The organism is Streptomyces sp. NPDC002138 (assembly GCF_040296485.1).
Taxonomy (GTDB): domain Bacteria; phylum Actinomycetota; class Actinomycetes; order Streptomycetales; family Streptomycetaceae; genus Streptomyces.
Genome location: NZ_JBEOXE010000067.1, coordinates 1 through 17,520, shown reverse-complemented (window position 1 = coordinate 17,520; position 17,520 = coordinate 1). Strand labels below are relative to the sequence as shown.

The 17,520-nt window shown below is 72.7% G+C and carries 12 protein-coding genes; 4 read left to right on the top strand and 8 right to left on the bottom strand.

Features of this window, described 5'->3' with window-relative positions:
- The first annotated feature begins 142 nt into the window (after positions 1–142).
- Positions 143–3,466 carry a S8 family serine peptidase gene (locus tag ABT084_RS31155; RefSeq protein WP_351051039.1) on the top strand — a complete coding sequence of 1,108 codons (3,324 nt, stop codon included), beginning with the start codon at positions 143–145 and terminating at the stop codon, positions 3,464–3,466.
- Positions 3,467–3,561: 95 nt separating this feature from the next.
- On the opposite strand, the gene ABT084_RS31150 is transcribed toward ABT084_RS31155, so the two are convergent.
- Complete coding sequence (locus ABT084_RS31150) at positions 3,562–5,046, bottom strand: M28 family metallopeptidase (protein WP_351051036.1); 1,485 nt, start codon at positions 5,044–5,046, stop codon at positions 3,562–3,564.
- 299 nt (positions 5,047–5,345) lie between these two features.
- Between ABT084_RS31150 and ABT084_RS31145 the strand changes: the two genes are divergently transcribed.
- Positions 5,346–6,374, top strand: a complete 1,029-nt coding sequence (locus ABT084_RS31145) for an aspartate-semialdehyde dehydrogenase (RefSeq protein WP_351051033.1) — start codon at positions 5,346–5,348, stop codon at positions 6,372–6,374.
- Positions 6,375–6,525: 151 nt separating this feature from the next.
- A complete protein-coding gene (gene pepN / locus ABT084_RS31140) occupies positions 6,526–9,129 on the top strand; it encodes an aminopeptidase N (RefSeq protein WP_351051030.1) in 2,604 nt (867 codons plus the stop codon).
- 586 nt (positions 9,130–9,715) lie between these two features.
- On the opposite strand, the gene ABT084_RS31135 is transcribed toward pepN, so the two are convergent.
- From ABT084_RS31135 to ABT084_RS31120, 4 genes are all read right to left on the bottom strand, one after another.
- Complete coding sequence (locus tag ABT084_RS31135) at positions 9,716–10,627, bottom strand: LysR family transcriptional regulator (RefSeq protein WP_351051027.1); 912 nt, start codon at positions 10,625–10,627, stop codon at positions 9,716–9,718.
- 10 nt (positions 10,628–10,637) lie between these two features.
- Positions 10,638–11,552: a DMT family transporter gene (locus ABT084_RS31130; RefSeq protein WP_351051024.1), complete on the bottom strand. Its 915-nt coding sequence runs from the start codon at positions 11,550–11,552 to the stop codon at positions 10,638–10,640.
- 62 nt (positions 11,553–11,614) lie between these two features.
- Positions 11,615–12,565: an EamA family transporter gene (locus ABT084_RS31125; RefSeq protein WP_351051021.1), complete on the bottom strand. Its 951-nt coding sequence runs from the start codon at positions 12,563–12,565 to the stop codon at positions 11,615–11,617.
- A 74-nt stretch (positions 12,566–12,639) separates the two neighbouring features.
- Positions 12,640–13,944: an MFS transporter gene (locus tag ABT084_RS31120; protein WP_351051018.1), complete on the bottom strand. Its 1,305-nt coding sequence runs from the start codon at positions 13,942–13,944 to the stop codon at positions 12,640–12,642.
- A gap of 104 nt (positions 13,945–14,048) precedes the next feature.
- Here ABT084_RS31120 and ABT084_RS31115 point away from each other — a divergent pair, with 104 nt between their 5' ends.
- Entirely contained in the window at positions 14,049–14,537 is a 489-nt protein-coding gene (locus ABT084_RS31115; protein ID WP_351051015.1) for a MarR family winged helix-turn-helix transcriptional regulator, read from the top strand.
- Between the two features lie 148 nt (positions 14,538–14,685).
- On the opposite strand, the gene ABT084_RS31110 is transcribed toward ABT084_RS31115, so the two are convergent.
- Genes ABT084_RS31110 through ABT084_RS31100 form a run of 3 tightly spaced genes read right to left on the bottom strand, consistent with a single transcriptional unit; the run spans position 14,686 to position 17,262 of the window.
- Positions 14,686–14,928 (bottom strand): hypothetical protein, encoded by a 243-nt coding sequence (locus tag ABT084_RS31110; RefSeq protein ID WP_351051013.1) that lies wholly within the window; start codon positions 14,926–14,928, stop codon positions 14,686–14,688.
- Between the two features lie 20 nt (positions 14,929–14,948).
- Positions 14,949–17,003: a 4-alpha-glucanotransferase gene (gene malQ / locus ABT084_RS31105; protein WP_351051010.1), complete on the bottom strand. Its 2,055-nt coding sequence runs from the start codon at positions 17,001–17,003 to the stop codon at positions 14,949–14,951.
- Between the two features lie 13 nt (positions 17,004–17,016).
- Positions 17,017–17,262, bottom strand: coding sequence for a hypothetical protein (locus tag ABT084_RS31100; protein WP_351051008.1), 246 nt, complete (start codon positions 17,260–17,262; stop codon positions 17,017–17,019).
- Positions 17,263–17,520 lie beyond the last annotated feature (258 nt).

The window sequence follows — 17,520 nt, the reverse complement described above, 5'->3', positions numbered from 1 at the left end:
GCATACCCCACGGTGGCGAATATCCGCCATGACAGGTCACGGTCAATGACAACCCTCCCCAAACAGCTGTCACTTGCGCCAAGCTGACCGGTCATCCGGCACCGAAATCCGGACCGTTTCTTTCACTTATCCAGGGATGCTGATGACCCTCGAATCCCCCGGCTCCATATCCGGCACGCGACGCGTCGCACGCGTCGCGGCCGCCGCGGGCCTGGTGGCCGCCCTCGCGGCCACCGGTGCAGTGCCCGTGTTCGCTGCGGGTGGCACCGTCGACCCGGCCGCTACCGCCGCGGTCAAGTCCGCAGACCAGAAGCTCGGTTCCGCGGACGCCGAGCTGCTGCAGCAGGCTCAGGCCAAGGGCGAGAAGACCGTCACCGTGATGGTGGCGACCGCGCCCGGCGAGACCAAGCAGGTGGCCCAGCAGCTGGACGCCGTACAGGGCGCCTCCGTGGGCCAGACGTACGACAAGCTCGGCTACGTGCGCGCCACCCTGCCGACCGACAAGGCGGACGCGGCCCTCAAGGCCGCCGCGAAGCTCTCGACCGTGCACGGCATCGACCTGCGGCACGAGATCGAGCTGCCGGACCCGCGTCCCGATGCCAAGCAGGAGAACGCGGCCGCGAAGAAGACGGCCGCCGAGACCTACCCGGGGCCCGGCAAGGACACCCCCGCGAAGAACCCGTACAACCCGTCCTTCGAGACGGGCGCGGTCGACTTCGTGCAGCAGAACCCGCAGGCCGACGGCCGCGGCGTGACCATCGGCATCCTGGACTCCGGCGTCGACCTCGGCCACCCGGCGCTCCAGAAGACCACCACCGGCGAGCGCAAGATCGTCGACTGGGTGACGGCGACCGACCCGATCGCGGACAACGACGCGACCTGGCGTCCGCAGATCACCCCGGTCACCGCCACCGGCGGCACCTTCACCGCGGGCGGCCAGAGCTGGAAGGCCCCCGAGGGTTCCTTCCAGTGGAGCCGTTTCAGCGAGTCGATCACCGCTTCCGGTGACGAGAAGGGTGACGTCAACCGCGACGGCGACACCACCGACAAGTTCGGCATGCTGTACGACCCGGTGGCCGGCACCGTCCGCGTCGACACCGACCAGGACGGCGACTTCACCAACAACGAGCCGATGAAGCCGTACAAGGACGGCTACCAGGTCGGCTACTTCGGCACGGACAACCCGGCGACCGACGTGGTGGAGCGGATCCCGTTCACCATCGAGATCCGCAAGGACGTCCCGATGGACCCGTACGGCGGGGACTGGGTCGGCAAGAAGGCCGACTTCGTCAACATCGGCATCATCGAGTCCGAGCACGGCACCCACGTCGCGGGCATCACCGCGGCGAACAGCCTGTTCGGCGGCAAGATGAACGGTGAGGCCCCCGGCGCGAAGCTCGTCTCCTCGCGCGCCTGCTCCTGGTCCGGCGGCTGCACCAACATCGCGCTGACCGAGGGCATGATCGACCTCGTCGTCAACCGCCACGTGGACATCGTCAACATGTCCATCGGTGGTCTCCCGGCGCTGAACGACGGCAACAACGCGCGTTCGGAGCTGTACGGCCGCCTGATCGACACCTACGGCGTCCAGCTCGTCATCTCGGCGGGCAACGAGGGCCCGGGCGTCAACACCATCGGTGACCCCGGCCTCGCCGACAAGGTCGTCAGCGTGGGTGCCGCGGTCTCCAAGGAGACCTGGGCCGCCAACTACGGCTCCGGCGTGACCAAGAAGTACGCGCTCTTCCCGTTCTCCTCGCGCGGTCCGCGTGAGGACGGCGGCCTGACGCCGACCATCACCGCCCCGGGTGCGGCCATCAACACCACCCAGACGTGGCTGCCCGGCTCCCCGGTGAAGGAGGCCGGCTACACCCTGCCGGCCGGTTACTCGATGCTCCAGGGCACCTCGATGTCCTCGCCGCAGGCGACGGGCGCCAGCGCCCTGCTGATCTCGGCCGCCAAGCAGCAGAACATCGCGCTGACCCCGGCGAGCCTGCGCATCGCGCTCTCCAGCACCGCCAAGAAGATCGACGGAGCCTCCGCGATCGACCAGGGTGCCGGTCTGATCAACATCGGCGAGGCGTGGGAGTCCATCCAGCGCGGCCCGAAGGCCAACGACTTCACCGTCAAGGCTCCGGTCGACACCGCGATCGACCAGCTCCTGAAGACCCCGGGCTTCGGCACCGGCCTCTATGACCGCGAGGGCGGCATCAAGGTCGGCCAGAAGAAGGTCTACGACGTCGTCGTCACCCGCACCACCGGCGTCAAGTACGGCACCCGCCACAACCTGAGCTGGCGCAACAACGACGGCACCTTCAAGGTGGTCGGCGGCTACGACTACGTCACCCTGCCGCTGAACAAGCCCGTCACCATCAAGGTCGAGGCCAACCCGAAGACGGCCGGCGCGCACAGCGGCATCCTGCAGCTGGACGACGAGACCACCGAGGGCATCGACAAGCAGATCATGACGACCGTCGTCGCGGCGACCCCGCTGGCGAAGCCGTCCTTCGGCCTCTCGGACACCTCTTCGGTGCAGCGCAACAGCACCAAGTCGTACTTCGTCACCGTGCCGCAGGGCGCGAAGACCCTCGAGGTCGCCCTCGGCGGTCTCGCGGCGGGCAGCCAGACGCGCTTCATCTCGATCCACCCGTACGGTGTGGGCGTCGAGGACAGCGCGACCACCCAGTGCTACCCGAACTACGACAACCCGGCCAACAAGTGCCGTCCCGACGTGCGTTCGTACGCGGCCCCGACGCCCGGCGTCTGGGAGATCGAGGTCGAGGCGCGCCGTACGTCGCCGCTGCTCGACAACCCGTTCAAGCTGGACGTCAGCGTCCTGGGCGCGGGCTTCGACCCGGCGGTCAAGGTCCTCCCCGAGGTCAAGCAGGGCACCCCGGCCCCGGTCCAGTGGACCATCAAGAACGAGGCCGCGGCCATCACCGGCGGCAACCTCAAGGGCGGCCCGCTCGGTTCCGCGAAGGTCGCCAAGCCGACCATCAAGGCCGGCGAGACCCAGACCTCGACCGTCACCATCGGTGAGGGCGTCTCCCGTCTGGACATCGCCATCGGCAACGTCTCCGACGCGGCCGCCGACCTGGACCTCGAAGTCCAGCTGGGCGGCGTCAAGGTCGGCTCCTCCGCCGACGGTGACTCCGAGGAGTCGGTGAGCCTGGCCAACCCGGCCGCCGGTACCTACACGATCATCGTCACCGGTTACGCCGTTCCGTCCGGCACCACGACGTACGACTACCGCGACGTGTTCTTCTCCTCCGCCCTGGGCTCGGTCCAGGTCGACGAGGCCGCCAAGGTGAACCTCGCCACCGGCGCCTCGGCGAACGTCTCGGCGAACGTCCTGGTCTCCGCCGCGGCCCCCGAGGGCCGTCAGTTCTTCGGCCAGGTCCAGCTGCTGAACGCCCGCGGCACCGCCGCCGGCACCGGCAGCGTGCAGATCGAGAAGGTCCTCCCGTAAGGGTCGGCCTGATCGCCTGATCACGGCATGACGGAGGGGCGGTGCTCATCGAGCACCGCCCCTCCCCCGTTCCCCCGGTCACGGCTTCCCGTCGGTCACTTGCCGATCGGGCGCAGGTCCTGGGCGTAGGTGCCCACCGCGTACGCGATGACGTCCAGGTTGGTGTCGAAGGCCTTCAGGTCCAGGTTCTTCAGGGTGTCCCCGGCCGCGTGGTAGTTGGGGTCGTACGGGGCCCCGGCCGTCCCCCCGTACCGCTTGGCCTGCTCGGCGGTCTTGATGCCCTCGGCCCCCGTGAAGGTGCCGCCCGCCGGGATGCCGTTCGCGATGAACGGGCCGTAGTCGGAGCGGCCGTCGAAGTCGCTGCCCTCGTGGGGCTGCTTCTTCTTGTCGAGGAAGCCGTTGATGAGTGCCTCGATCTGTGCGGACCCGGCCGGGCCCGCGCCCTCGCCGGTCTTGTCGGAGTCGTCGCCGTCGTAGACGAACTGGACCGGGTTCGGCGAGGCGATCATGTCGAAGTTCAGATAGAGCGCGATGTCCTTCTTCTGCTTCTCGGACAGCTGCGCCACGTAGTGCTCGGAGCCCAGCAGGCCCAGCTCCTCCGCGGACCACCAGGTGAAGCGGACCTTGTTCGCGGTCCCCTTGCCCTTCTTGTTGGCGCCCTCGTCCGCCAGCTTGAGCGCGACCTCCAGCAGACCGGCCGAGCCGGAGCCGTTGTCGTTGATGCCCGGGCCCTCGGGGACCGAGTCCAGGTGGGAGCCGACGGTGACCACCTTGTCGGCGCGGCCGCCGCGGGTCTCGGCGATCACATTGCGGGTGGTCTTCTTCACGTGCTCCTGGTCGAGGTCCAGGCGCACCGACACCTCGCCCTTGGCGGCGGCCGCGGCCAGCGCCTCGCCGTCGGCGAGGGTGATGCCCGCGCTCGGGATGACGCCCTCGGCGGGCGAGGAGAACCCGCCGCGGACCGGGGTGGTGCCGCTGTGGTTGTAGACGATGACGCCGATCGCACCGGCCGCGGCGGCGGCCTTCTGCTTCTCGACGAAGGTGCAGCTGCCCCGCTTGACCAGGGCGATCTTCCCGGTGAAGGCCCCGGCCGGGTAGTCGGCCGCGTCACAGCCGGGGGTCTCGTCGACCCGCGCGAGGGCCAGCGGGGCGCTCAGGCCGCCCGCCGGGGTGGACGTGGTGAAGGTGAAGGCGGCGGTGGCCAGCTCGCGGGTGTCCGGGCCGAGGACGGTGGTCCGCTCGGTCCTGGTGTGCGCCTCGAAGATGTCGAAGTCCTGGTAGGAGACCTGGTACCCGGCCTTCTTCAGGGTGTCGTGGACGTAGGCGGCGGAGGCCGCGTGGCCCGGCGAGCCCGCGGCCCGGTTGCCGCCGTTGGCGTCGGCGATCTGCTGGAACTTCGCCAGGTGGCGGTAGGCCCCGCGGGCGGTGACCTCCTCGACCAGTTCCCTGGCGAGCTTCCCGTCCCGCGAGGGGGCGGCGTCGGCCGGGGCGGCGGCCAGCAGGAGCGGAGCGGCGACGGCGGCGGCCGCGAGGGCGGCGAGCGCCGGTATGGACCGGCGGCGGTGGCGGTGGGCGCGCACGGGGGTTCCTCCCGGGTGTGGGGCGAGGGGCCGCGGACGATCCGCGGCAGGTCCGCGGCGCGTCCGCGGTACGGACGGACGTGTCCGGATATCGGTCACGACAGACCGGACCGTAGTCACTCGGGATCCGGCGAAACGGACACCGGAGGGCTCCGCAACACAGCCGCCACGCACTCGTCACGGGGGTACACATTCCGGACACCGTCCGTTCCTCGGACAATGGATTGGACAAGGCTCGTGGGGTCGAACGCATGATGGCTTCACGCGCGCCCGCGTCGTACGTACCAAGAGGAGTCACCGTGAGGGTCGGAATCGTCGGAGCCACCGGACAGGTCGGCGGAGTCATGCGCGGCATCCTCGCCGAGCGGAAGTTCCCGGTGGACGAGCTGCGGCTGTTCGCCTCGGCCCGCTCCGCGGGCACGGTCCTGGAGTGGGAGGGCCGGGAGATCACCATCGAGGACGCCTCCACGGCCGACTACAGCGGCCTGGACATCGTGCTGTTCTCGGCGGGCGGCTCGACCTCCAGGGCCCTGGCCGAGAAGGTCGCCTCGCAGGGCGCCGTCGTGATCGACAACTCCTCCGCCTGGCGCCGTGACCCCGAGGTCCCGCTCGTGGTGTCCGAGGTCAACCCGCACGCGATCAAGAACCGCCCCAAGGGCATCATCGCGAACCCGAACTGCACCACGATGGCCGCCATGCCGGTGCTGCGCCCGCTGCACGACGAGGCCGGTCTGACCGCGCTGATCGCCACGACCTACCAGGCCGTGTCCGGCTCCGGCCTGGCCGGTGTCGCCGAGCTGCGCACCCAGGCGTGCGCGGTCGCCGAGCACGCCGACCAGCTCGCGTTCGACGGCGACGCGGTCGAGTTCCCCGCCCCGGCGGTCTACCAGCGCCCGATCGCCTTCAACGTGGTCCCCCTCGCGGGCTCGATCGTCGACGACGGCTCCTTCGAGACCGACGAGGAGCAGAAGCTCCGCCACGAGTCCCGCAAGATCCTGGAGATCCCGGAGCTCAAGGTCTCCGGCACCTGCGTGCGCGTCCCGGTCTTCTCGGGCCACTCCCTCCAGGTCAACGTCCGCTTCGCGCGTCCGATCAGCGTCGAGCGCGCCTACGAGCTGCTCAAGGACGCCCCGGGCGTCGAGCTCTCGGAGATCCCGACCCCGCTCCAGGCGGCCGGCAAGGACGCCTCGTACGTCGGCCGCATCCGCGCCGACGAGACCGTGGACAACGGCCTCGCGCTCTTCCTCTCGAACGACAACCTCCGCAAGGGCGCCGCGCTGAACGCGATCCAGATCGCCGAGCTGGTGGCCGAGGAGCTGCGCGGCTGATCCCGGCCGGACACCCGGGGGCGGCGCCGCGCGGGTGCCGCCCCCGGGTGCGTCGCGGGCCCGTGGATTTCGCCCGTGGATTACTCCGACGCGGTGGCGCGGCCCGCATGGAAGGATGGCCGGGCAACGTCACCATCAAAGGAGATGCCGCGTGCCTGGCACGAATCTGACCCGTGAAGAGGCGCAGCAGCGCGCGAAGCTGCTGACCGTCGACGCGTACGAGATCGACCTCGACCTGAGCGGCGCACAGGAGGGCGGCACCTTCCGGTCCGCGACCACCGTGCGCTTCCAGGCCTCCGAGGCCGGCGCGGAGACCTTCATCGACCTGGTCGCTCCGGCCGTGCACGAGGTGGTCCTGAACGGCAAGGCCGTGGACGTCGCCTCCGCCTTCCGGGATTCCCGGATCGCGCTGACGCACCTGCAGGCCGGGGCGAACGAGCTGCTGGTCGTCGCCGACTGCGCCTACACCAACACCGGTGAGGGCCTGCACCGCTTCGTCGACCCGGTCGACGAGCAGGCTTACCTGTACACCCAGTTCGAGGTCCCGGACGCCCGCCGCGTCTTCGCGAGCTTCGAGCAGCCCGACCTGAAGGCGACCTTCCAGTTCACCGTGACTGCCCCCGAGGGCTGGACCGTGATCTCGAACTCCCCGCGGGACATTTCCGAGGGGGCCGAGGCCGCGGACGTCAAGGACAACGTCTGGCGCTTCGAGCCGACCCCGCGGATCTCCACCTACATCACCGCGCTGATCGTCGGCCCGTACCACGCGGTCCACAGCTCCTACGAGGGCGCCGACGGCCAGTCCGTCCCGCTCGGCATCTACTGCCGCCCCTCGCTCGCCGAGTTCCTGGACGCGGACGCGATCTTCGACGTGACCCGGCAGGGCTTCCGCTGGTTCCAGGAGAAGTTCGCCTACGACTACCCCTTCGCGAAGTACGACCAGCTCTTCGTGCCGGAGTTCAACGCGGGCGCGATGGAGAACGCGGGCGCGGTCACCATCCGCGACCAGTACGTCTTCCGCTCGAAGGTGACGGACGCGGCGTACGAGCTGCGCGCCGAGACGATCCTGCACGAGCTGGCGCACATGTGGTTCGGCGACCTGGTCACCATGGAGTGGTGGAACGACCTGTGGCTGAACGAGTCGTTCGCGACCTACACCTCGATCGCCTGCCAGGCCTACGCCGAGGACTCGAAGTGGCCGCACGCCTGGACGTCCTTCGCGAACTCGATGAAGACCTGGGCGTACCGGCAGGACCAGCTGCCCTCGACGCACCCGATCATGGCCGACATCCGTGACCTGGACGACGTGCTCGTCAACTTCGACGGGATCACCTACGCCAAGGGCGCCTCGGTGCTCAAGCAGCTCGTCGCCTACGTCGGCATGGACGAGTTCTTCAAGGGCGTGCAGGCGTACTTCAAGGCGCACGCCTTCGGCAACACGCGCCTGTCCGACCTGCTGGGCGCCCTGGAGGAGACCTCCGGCCGCGACCTGACGACCTGGTCGAAGGCGTGGCTGGAGACGGCCGGCATCAACGTCCTGCGCCCGCACATCGAGACGGACGAGCAGGGCGTCATCACCGCCTTCGCGGTGCGCCAGGAGGCCCCGGCACTGCCCGCGGGCGCCAAGGGCGAGCCGGTCCTGCGCCCGCACCGGATCGCGGTCGGCTTCTACTCGATCGACGAGGCCAGCGGGAAGCTGCTGCGCGAGCGGCGCGTGGAGCTGGACGTGGCCGCCGCCGAGCTGACGGACGTACCGGAACTGACCGGACAGCGGCGTCCCGACGTCATCCTGCTCAACGACGACGACCTGTCGTACGCCAAGGTCCGCCTCGACGAGCACTCGCTCGCCACGGTCACCGCGCACCTCGGTGACTTCGAGGCGTCGCTGCCGCGCGCGCTGTGCTGGTCCGCGGCCTGGGACATGACACGTGACGGCGAGCTGGCCACCCGCGACTACCTCTCCCTCGTCCTGTCGGGCATCGGCAAGGAGTCGGACATCGGCGTCGTGCAGTCGCTGCACCGCCAGGTGAAGCTGGCCATCGACCTGTACGCCGACCCGGCGTGGCGCGAGGAGGGCCTGGCGGCCTGGACCGAGGCCACCCTGGAGCACCTGCGCGCGGCCCCGGCCGGCAGCGACCACCAGCTCGCGTGGGCCCGCGCCTTCGCGGCGACGGCCCGCACCGAGGGCCAGCTGACCTTCCTGGCCGCGCTGCTGGACGGCACGGCGGAGATCGGCGGCCTGGAGGTCGACACCGAGCTGCGCTGGGCGTTCCTGGAGCGGCTGGTCGTGACGGGCGTCCTCGGCGAGGCGGCCATCGCGGCGGAGCTGGAGCGGGACAAGACGGCGGCGGGCGAGCGCCACGCGGCGACCGCGCGGGCCGCGCGTCCCACCGCCGAGGCGAAGGCCGAGGCCTGGGCCTCGGTCGTGGAGTCCGGGGACCTGCCGAACGCGGTGCAGGAGGCCGTGATCGGGGGCTTCGTGCAGACGGACCAGCGGGAGCTGCTGGCGCCGTACGCCGAGAAGTACTTCGCGGCGGTCAAGGGCGTGTGGGACTCCCGCAGCCACGAGATCGCGCAGCAGATCGCGGTGGGGCTGTACCCGGCGCTCCTCGTCTCCCAGCAGACGCTGGACGCGACGGACGCGTGGCTCGGATCGGCCGAGCCGAACGCTGCGCTGCGGCGGCTGGTGTCGGAGTCGCGCTCCGGTGTGGAGCGCGCCCTCCGCGCCCAGGCGGCCGACGCGGCCTCGGCCTGACCCTCCTCCCGGGGCTCCGCCCCGGCCCCCCGCGCCTCAAACGCCGGCGAGGCTGTCTCCCAGCCCACCCGGCCTTTGAGGCGCGGGCCACCCACCAACCGCCGCCTCCGGCGGGCCCTCAATCGCCGGGCAGGCTGAAATCGACCCCCGCCTCAGCCGCACGGGCAGCCCTCTCCCCCCGGGGACGGCAATCTCAGCCCGCCGGCGATGAGCCGCCGGCCCGGGCAGGATTCGACCCCGGGAACGGCAACCTCAGCCCCGCCGGCAATCGAGCCGCGGGCCCGAGCAGGATTCGACCCCGGGAACGGCAATCTCAGCCCCGCCGGCGATTGAGGCGCGGGTCCGGGCAGAGCCCGGGACGACCGGCCGAGTCCGCCGAACAACCGCCGCCTCCGGCGGGCCCTCAATCGCCGGGCAGGCTGAAATCGACCCCCGCCTCAGCCGCACGGGCAGCCCTCTCCCCCCGGGGACGGCAATCTCAGCCCGCCAGCGATGAGGCGCGGGTCCGGGCAGGATTCGGCCCCGGGAACGGCAACCCCAGCCCCGCCGGCGATTGAGGCGCGGGGCGGGGCGGAGCCCGGGACGGTCAGCCGCGCACCGGCTGTGGGGCCGCCTCGCGGAGGGCCGTGAGGACGCGGGCCACCGCGGGGGTGGCTTCCGCACCGCGGCGGAGGGCCGCGATCACGTGCCGCGCGGGCCGGTCGGCCTCCAGCACCCGCACCGCGACCTCGTACGCCCGCCGGGTCACCGCCATCCTCGGCACCAGCGCCACCCCCATGCCCGCCTCCACCATGGCGAGGATCGCCGTCCACCCGGCGGCCGAGTGGGCCTGTTCCGGCACGAAGCCCGCCGCCTCGCACGCGGTGCGGGTGATCTCCGACCAGGGCCCGCTGCCGCCGAAGATCCACCGCTCGCCCGAGAGGTCCGCGAGCCGCAGCCCCGGCGCGCCGGCCAGCGGGTGGTCCGCGGGGAGGGCCACGTCCAGGGGGTCCGCGAAGAGCGGGATCCGGGTGAAGCGCGGGTCGCGGGCGGTCGGGGCGTGCGCCGCCAGGGACAGGGCCAGGTCCACCGACCCGGCGGAGAGCAGCTCGTACGCCTCCGCGGCCTCCGCCTCCCGCACCCGGACCTCGATCCCCGGATGACTGGTCCGCAGCGCGGCGACGGCCGGGACCACGAGCGCGGGGACGGCGGTGGAGAAGGCGCCCACGCGGACCTCGCCCGCCTCCCCCGCGAGGTAGCCGGCCAGCTCGGCGTCGGCCCGTTCCAGCTGGGCGAAGACGGCCTCGGTGTGCCGCAGGACCAGGTGCGCGGCGTCGGTGAGCCGCACCCGGCGCCCCTGCGCCTCCAGCAGGACCACACCGAGCTGCTTGGCGAGGTTGGTCAGCTGCTGCGAAACGGCCGAGGGCGTCATGGTCAGCGCCTCGGCCGTCGCGGTCACGGTCCCCTGTTCGGCCAGGGTCCGCAGGATCCGCAGCTTCTTGATGTCCCAGTCGTGCATGGGACCGAACCTACCGGCGGGCACCCAGGGTCACACCGCCCAGGATCAGGCCCATGCACAGCAGCTTGGTCGGGCCGGTCTGTTCGCCGATGAGCAGGAAGCCGAGGATCGCGACGAAGACCGGCTGGAGGTAGTAGACGATGCCCGCGCGGGCCGCGCCGATCATCGAGACGGCCTTGTTCCAGGCGAAGAAGGCGACGGCGGAGGAGAAGATCCCGGCGTAGAGCAGCGGGCCGACCGTGCCGACGCCGACCTCGAAGCCGCCCTGGACGCAGACGGAGACCGCGTAGACCGGGGCGAGCATCAGGGCGCCCAGCACGAAGGTGGTCAGCAGGAAGGCGGGCCCGCTGATCTCGGCGGGCTTGCGGCGCAGCAGGGCGCTGTACGAGGCGAAGGACAGGGCGGCGGCGAACATCCACAGGTCACCGGCGGCGAAGGCGAAGCCGAGCGAGCCGTCGCCGACGAGGAGCAGCACGCCGAAGGCGGCGAGCAGCAGGCCGCCGGTGCGGCGCGGGCCGAGCTTCTCGCCGCCGATGCGGGAGTAGACGGCCATGACGACCGGGGAGGCCGCCATGATCATGCCCATGGTGCCGGCCGGGGTGGTCAGTCCGGCCTGGTGGACCAGGGTGTTGTACATCGCGATGCCGAGCAGCGAGGCGAGCGAGACGTAGCCGAGGTGGCCGCGGATCAGGGCCCGCTGCTGCCAGGCCTGGCGGGCGGCGAAGGGGGCGACGGCGAGGATCGCGATGAGCCAGCGCCAGAAGACGGCCTGGACGGGCGGGACGGATCCCGCCATGTCGCGGGTGGCGACGAAGCTGCCGGACCAGACGACCGTGGCGGTCAGGGCGAGGAGCACGCCGAGCCCGGCGGCGCCCTTCGTGCCGCTGCTCTGCCGGGCCTTCGAAGCGGTGCGGACGCGGTCCATGACGGCCACTGTGTGTCTCCCCCTGGGTGTGTGTTCCGGATGCTCCGGTGAGTGTCGTGGTGCTACCGTCGCACCTGGCCATTGCCCAGGTCCATCGAAAAGTTTCGATCGTTTCGTTCAGTATTAGTGAACGATCCGGCGCCCTTGCGCGGGCCGCGCGGCGGCCGGGCCGGAAGCTGTCCCGCGACCGTCGCCGTGAAGGCGATCGCCATCCCGGCCACCTGCACCGGCGAGAGCGCCTGTCCCAGGGCGGCCCAGCCGATGACGGCGGCGGTGAGCGGGGACAGCGGGCCGAGCAGGGTCACGGAGGTGGCGGTGAGGCGGCCGATCCCGCGGAACCAGAGCCAGTACGCGATGCCCGTGTTGATCAGCATCATGTAGCCGTAGCCGAGGAAGGCCTTGCCGTCGAGGGCCGGCGGGGTGCCTTCGACCAGCGCGGCGACGGGCAGGAGCAGCAGCCCGCCCGCGGTCAGCTGCCAGCCCGTCAGGGCCAGCGGGCCGACGCCCTCGGGGCGGCCCCAGCGCTTGGTCATGACCGTGCCGGCCGCCATCGAGGCGGAGGAGGCGAGGCCGGCGAGTACGCCGATCAGGTCGAGCGCGGCTCCCGCCTTGAGCACGACCATGCTGACCCCGAAGGCGCCCACGATCGCGGCGAGCAGGGCCTTGGTACTGGCCCGCTCGCCCAGCAGCAGGGCGGAGAGCCCGATGACCACCAGCGGCCCCATCGACCCCAGGACGGCGGCGACGCCGCCGGGCAGCCGGTAGGCGGTGAGGAACAGCAGCGGGAAGAAGGCGCCGATGTTCAGCGCGCCCAGCACGGCGGACTTCCACCACCACTCCCCCTTGGGCAGCACCCGGGCGACGGCTATGAGCAGCAGCCCGGCGGGCAGGGCCCGCATGACCCCGGTGAACAGGGGCCGGTCGGGGGGCAGTAGTTCGGTGGCGACGGCGTAGGTGGAGCCCCAGGAGATCGGGGCGAGGGCGGTCAGGGCGACGGTGGCGAGGCGCTTCATGGCAGGACTCCTCGGGCGAGGTGCGGGGTGGGGACGTACGGGCGTACGGGCGTCGGGCGGGCGGGGTGCGGGGCTCAGGCGGCGACGGGCGCGGAGGCCGGCGCGTCGGCGGCGGGGGCCGGGACCGGGGGCTCGGCGTACACGGCTTCGGCGGGCAGGTGCCGCTCCAGGCGGAGCAGGGCTGCGGCGGCGCCGAGCGCGGCGACGGCGAGGACGGCCCACGGCAGCCGGCCGTCGACGTCCAGCAGGGCGGTGAAGAGCGACGGCGCCAGGGCGCCGGCGAGGGAGTACGACAGCTGGTAGGTGGCGAGGTAGCGGCCGCGCACGGCCTCCGGGGCGGCGGAGACCGAGAGGGCGCCGCCGGAGGGGCTGTGGACCAGCTCGCCCACGGTGTAGACGACCACGATCGCCATGAGGGCGATCAGCAGGCCGGTCGAGCCGGGGCGGACGGTACCGAGCACGATCTGGCCGGTGAAGGCGGCGGCGAAGAGCAGGGCCCCGAGGGCGGCGGAGCGGGTCCGGCGGGCGCCGGAGCGGCGCACCCGGCTCGCGATCAGGACACCCGCCCCGGCGCACAGCACGGTGTTGAGGGTGAAGGCGGCGCCGGTGAGCGAGTCGGGGCCGCGCAGCCAGGTGGCGATGTACAGCGGGAAGAGGACCGAGAGGGCCGAGTAGCCGAGCGCGGTCAGGAAGTTGGCGGCGGTCAGGCCGAGGAAGGGGCGGTCGCGCAGCACCATCCGGTACCCGGCGGCCGGGCGCCCCGCGGCCCGCTCGGGCGCCGCGCCGAGGCCGCGGACCGGGCGGACCCGGCTGACGAGCAGTCCGGCCACCGCGAAGGCGAAGGCGTTGGCCCAGGCGGTCCAGGAGAAGCCGCCCGCGCCCCACAGGGCCAGCACGCCGGAGACGATCATCGCTCCGGCGCCCATCCCGGCGTTCTGCAGGGCCCGCAGGGAGGCCTGGAGCCGGTCCCGGGCCCCGCCGCGCGCCACCTCGCCGATCAGCGACTGCTGGACGAGGGCGAAGGAGCGGTCGGCGAGGGCGGTGAACAGGGCGACGGCGGCGAAGGCGGACAGGGAGGTCGCGAGGGGGTAGAGCAGGAAGCCGAGCGTGCGGACCGCGTAGAGGACCAGGACGACCGGCTTGGCGCCGAACCGGTCGACGGCCACGCCCGCCAGCGGCATCAGGGCCAGCCCCGCGAGACCGGTGACGGTGAGCACCATCCCGACGGCGGCGAAGGAGAGGCCGGTGACGTGACGGAAGAAGACCAGCGTGAACGGTATGTACATACCGATCCCGACCGCGTTGATCCCCGCCGCCACGAGCAGCTCCCGCTCTCCCGCGATCCGCTCCACCGCCACCCGCTGCCGCTTCGCCGACATGTCCGCTCCCCCAAGTAGGTTGATAGGAAGTAGCTTACCCCTAAGCTACTTTCCGTCAAGCAACTTTCTTGCGATCTACCGACAGGACTCGGGATACTCCGCACATGAGCGAAAAGGACGCGGTCGACGCAATAACCGACCAGTGGCACGCGGTCCGCCCGGAGCTGGACACGACCCCCATGGCCGTCTTCGGCCGGATCTACCGGATCAGCAAGGCGATGGGCGACGCCATGGACCGGACGTACGCCCGCTACGGCATCTCCCGCGGGGAGTTCGACGTCGTCGCCACCCTGCGCCGGTCCGGCGAGCCCTACACCCTCTCGCCGCGCCAGCTCTCGGCCACGCTCATGCTCACCACGGGCGGCATGACCGGGCGGCTGGACAAGCTGGAGAAGGCCGGGCTGCTGCGCCGCAGCCCCGACCCGCACGACCGGCGGGGGCTCCAGGTGACCGTCACCGAGCGCGGCCTCGCCCTCATCGACGAGGCGGTCACCGCCGGGCTGGAGGTCCAGCGCGCGGGACTGGGCGGGCTGGACGAGGAAGAGGTCACCCTCCTCACGGCGCTGCTGCGCAAGCTGCTCGGCGGCCTCTGAGGGGCCGCCGGGAGAAACGCGCGCGCCGGACACGCGAAAAGGGCGCCGGAGGTCCGCGTCACGACCGGTACGTCACGCATCACGCGTCATGTACCGGTCTGCGGACCTCCGGCGCCCCGGAAGTCGTGAGGGGTCCGACCCCGCGGGGTCAGCCCCGCTGGTCCTGCGGCTTGCGCGACTTGTCGCCGACCATCACGAGACCGGCGATGACCAGGAACAGCACGATCGGCGCGCCCACGAACAGGCCCAGCGTCTGGGCAATGCTCAGGCCCTTGCCCGGGTCGTCACCGTCGTCGCGGGCCGCCGCGAGCGCGGGAGACGTCATCAGCAGCATCATCAGCGTCGTTCCGGCCGTGACGGCGCCGGCGCGCAGAGCGTTCTTCTTGTCCACGGTGCAAACGTAGCGAACACCTAAACAGGGCGCGCGCCCGGGGGTGCCGTTCGGGGGTGCGCGCCCTCCCGCACCGCGCTCAGCAGGGCGTTCGCCCGCGGCGAGGCGGTCAGCCGCTCCAGCGTCAGCGGCCGCCCGGCCGCGTCGGCCACCGGCAGCCGCCAGTTGGGGTACTGGTCCCAGGTCCCGGGGAGGTTCTGCGGCCGCCGGTCCCCGACCGCGTCCGGCAGCCATACGCCGACCAGCCGGGCCGGGGTGCGCAGCAGGAACCCGTACAGGGCCCGGACGGCGGCCTCCTCGCCCTTGGTGTCCAGGCCGAGCCGGTCCAGCACGGCCAGCCACTCCTCCGTGTCGGCCGCGTCCTCGGCCCGCTCCCGCTCCGCCGGGCGGGTCAGCAGGCCCAGCCGGTCGCGCAGTTCGACGTGGGCGCCGGCCAGTTTGGCGGCGGTGGGCGGCAGATCGTGGGTGGTGGCCGTGGCCAGGCAGTCCGCGCGCCACCGCGCCGGGGGCAACGGCGCCCCGGTGCCCGACCAGTCCCGCTCGAACCACAGCACCGAGGTGCCGAGCACCCCGCGCCGGGCGAGCGCCTCGCGGACCCCGGGCTCCACGGTCCCGAGGTCCTCGCCGATGACCAGCGCCCCGGCCCGGTGGGCCTCCAGGACCAGGACCGCGAGCATGGCCTCGCCGTCGTACGAGACGTACGTGCCCTCCGCGGGCGGGGTGTCCCGGGGGATCCACCACAGCCGGAACAGGCCCATGACGTGGTCGATCCGCAGCGCCCCGGCATAGCGGAACACCCCGCGCAGCAGGTCCCGCAGGGGGGCGTAACCGGACGCGGCGAGCCGGTCCGGGCGCCAGGGGGGCAGCCCCCAGTCCTGCCCGCGCGCGTTGAACGCGTCGGGCGGGGCGCCGACGCAGGCGCCGGTGGCGTACGTACCGGGCGCGGCCCAGACGTCGGCGCCCTCGGGGTGCGCCCCGACGGCGAGGTCGTGCACGATGCCCACGGCCATGCCCGCCTCGCGCGCGCCCCGCTGGGCGGCGGCGAGCTGAGCGTCGGTCAGCCAGGCGAGCCAGCAGTGGAACGCGAGGTCCGCGGGCGCCGCCTCGGCTCCCTCGGGCCAGGCCGCGGCGTCGGCCCCGTACCGCTCGGCCAGCGCGCACCAGGCGGTGTGCCGGGCCAGCGCGGGCCCCCCGGCGGCGCGGAACGCGGCGAGGGCCGCCTCGCGGTCCGGGGTGCGCGGGACGGCGTACAGCAGCTCCAGGGCCTCCCGCTTCAGGGCCCAGACCGCGTCCCGGTCGATCAGCGCGTCCTTCTCCAGCACCCCGCGGCGCAGCTCCGCGCCCCGGGCGGCCAGCGCGGCCAGGGCCGCCGGGTCCGGGTGCGCGGCGTATTCGGGTACGTCCTCGATCCGCAGGTGGACCGGGTCCGGGAAGCGGCGCGAGGAGGGGCGGTAGGGCGAGGGGTCGGTCGGGGTGCCGGGGACGGCCGCGTGCAGCGGGTTGACCTGGATGAATCCGGCGCCGTGGGTCCGCCCGGCCCAGCGCGCGAGTCCCGCGAGGTCACCGAGGTCGCCCATGCCCCAGGAGTCCCGCGACAGCAGGGAGTAGAGCTGCACCAGGAGTCCGTGGGTGCGCTCCGGCGCCGCCGGGGCCCGGTCCGGGGCCACGATCAGGGTGGCTTCGCCGGTCCGGCCGTCGGGCCGGGTCACCGTGATCCGGTGCACTCCGAGCGGCAGTCCGGCGGCCGGGAGCGGTCCCCGCGGGCCGGTCTCCCACGCCACGGGGTCGCCTTCCTCCGGAACCAGCCGGATCCCGGTGCCCGGCGGCAGCGCGGCGAGGGCCGGGGGCGGCGCCGAGCCCGCCCAGTGGACCAGGGTGACCGGCAGCAGCCGCTCGGCCGCCTCCCGTTCGGCGCGCGCGAGCTGGTCCCGTACGTCCTGCGGGGTGCCCGCGGCCACGCCCAGCAGGGCGAGCACGGCCACGACGGTCCGCTCCGGCACCGGGACGGTCACGCCCGCCGAGGGGTGGTAGGCGGTGGCGACTCCGTGGTGGGCGGCGAGCCGGGCCAGGTCCATGCGTATCCCTCGGCTAACCCGCGGCGGCGGCGGGGGTGGTCGGCTCGCTGGTCAGCGGAGCCTCGTCGGTGAGCGGCGGTTCACTGGTGAGCGGTGCGTGGGCGGTGTCGGCGAGCGGGGACTCGCTGGTGAGCGGGCCCGCGGCAGCGCCTTCGGTGACGGAGAGCCGCCGGGGCAGGTGGGCGAGCAGCGGTACGGCGCGGGCGGCGGCCTGTTTGGAGCGGGCGGGGTGGGCGGGACGGGCGGTGGGGGTGTTCACGGCGGTACTCCTCATGTGCTGATGCTGACGACGCGCGAGCCGGGCTCGTTACGGGGAACACCGCAGCCCTACCCATCCGGCGGTGCCGCATTCCTGGCCGTTCCGGGTCAGAACGCCCGGCTCCGGCGGAACCCGAGCCTCCGCACGCCGCGCGGCACTCGTGCGCGGGCACGGCGCACGGCGCACGGCGCACGGCGCACGGCGCACGAAAGCCGCGCGCCCGGGTCCCGGGCGCGCGGTGGTGGCCGCGACGGGCGG

Excerpts from the sequence above, each read along its gene's own strand:
- ABT084_RS31155 (WP_351051039.1), top strand. The coding sequence starts at position 143 with ATGACCCTCGAATCCCCCGGCTCCATATCCGGCACGCGACGCGTCGCA.
- ABT084_RS31135 (WP_351051027.1), bottom strand. The coding sequence starts at position 10,627 with ATGCACGACTGGGACATCAAGAAGCTGCGGATCCTGCGGACCCTGGCC.
- ABT084_RS31130 (WP_351051024.1), bottom strand. The coding sequence starts at position 11,552 with ATGGACCGCGTCCGCACCGCTTCGAAGGCCCGGCAGAGCAGCGGCACG.
- ABT084_RS31125 (WP_351051021.1), bottom strand. The coding sequence starts at position 12,565 with ATGAAGCGCCTCGCCACCGTCGCCCTGACCGCCCTCGCCCCGATCTCC.
- ABT084_RS31120 (WP_351051018.1), bottom strand. The coding sequence starts at position 13,944 with ATGTCGGCGAAGCGGCAGCGGGTGGCGGTGGAGCGGATCGCGGGAGAG.
- ABT084_RS31115 (WP_351051015.1), top strand. The coding sequence starts at position 14,049 with ATGAGCGAAAAGGACGCGGTCGACGCAATAACCGACCAGTGGCACGCG.
- malQ (WP_351051010.1), bottom strand. The coding sequence starts at position 17,003 with ATGGACCTGGCCCGGCTCGCCGCCCACCACGGAGTCGCCACCGCCTAC.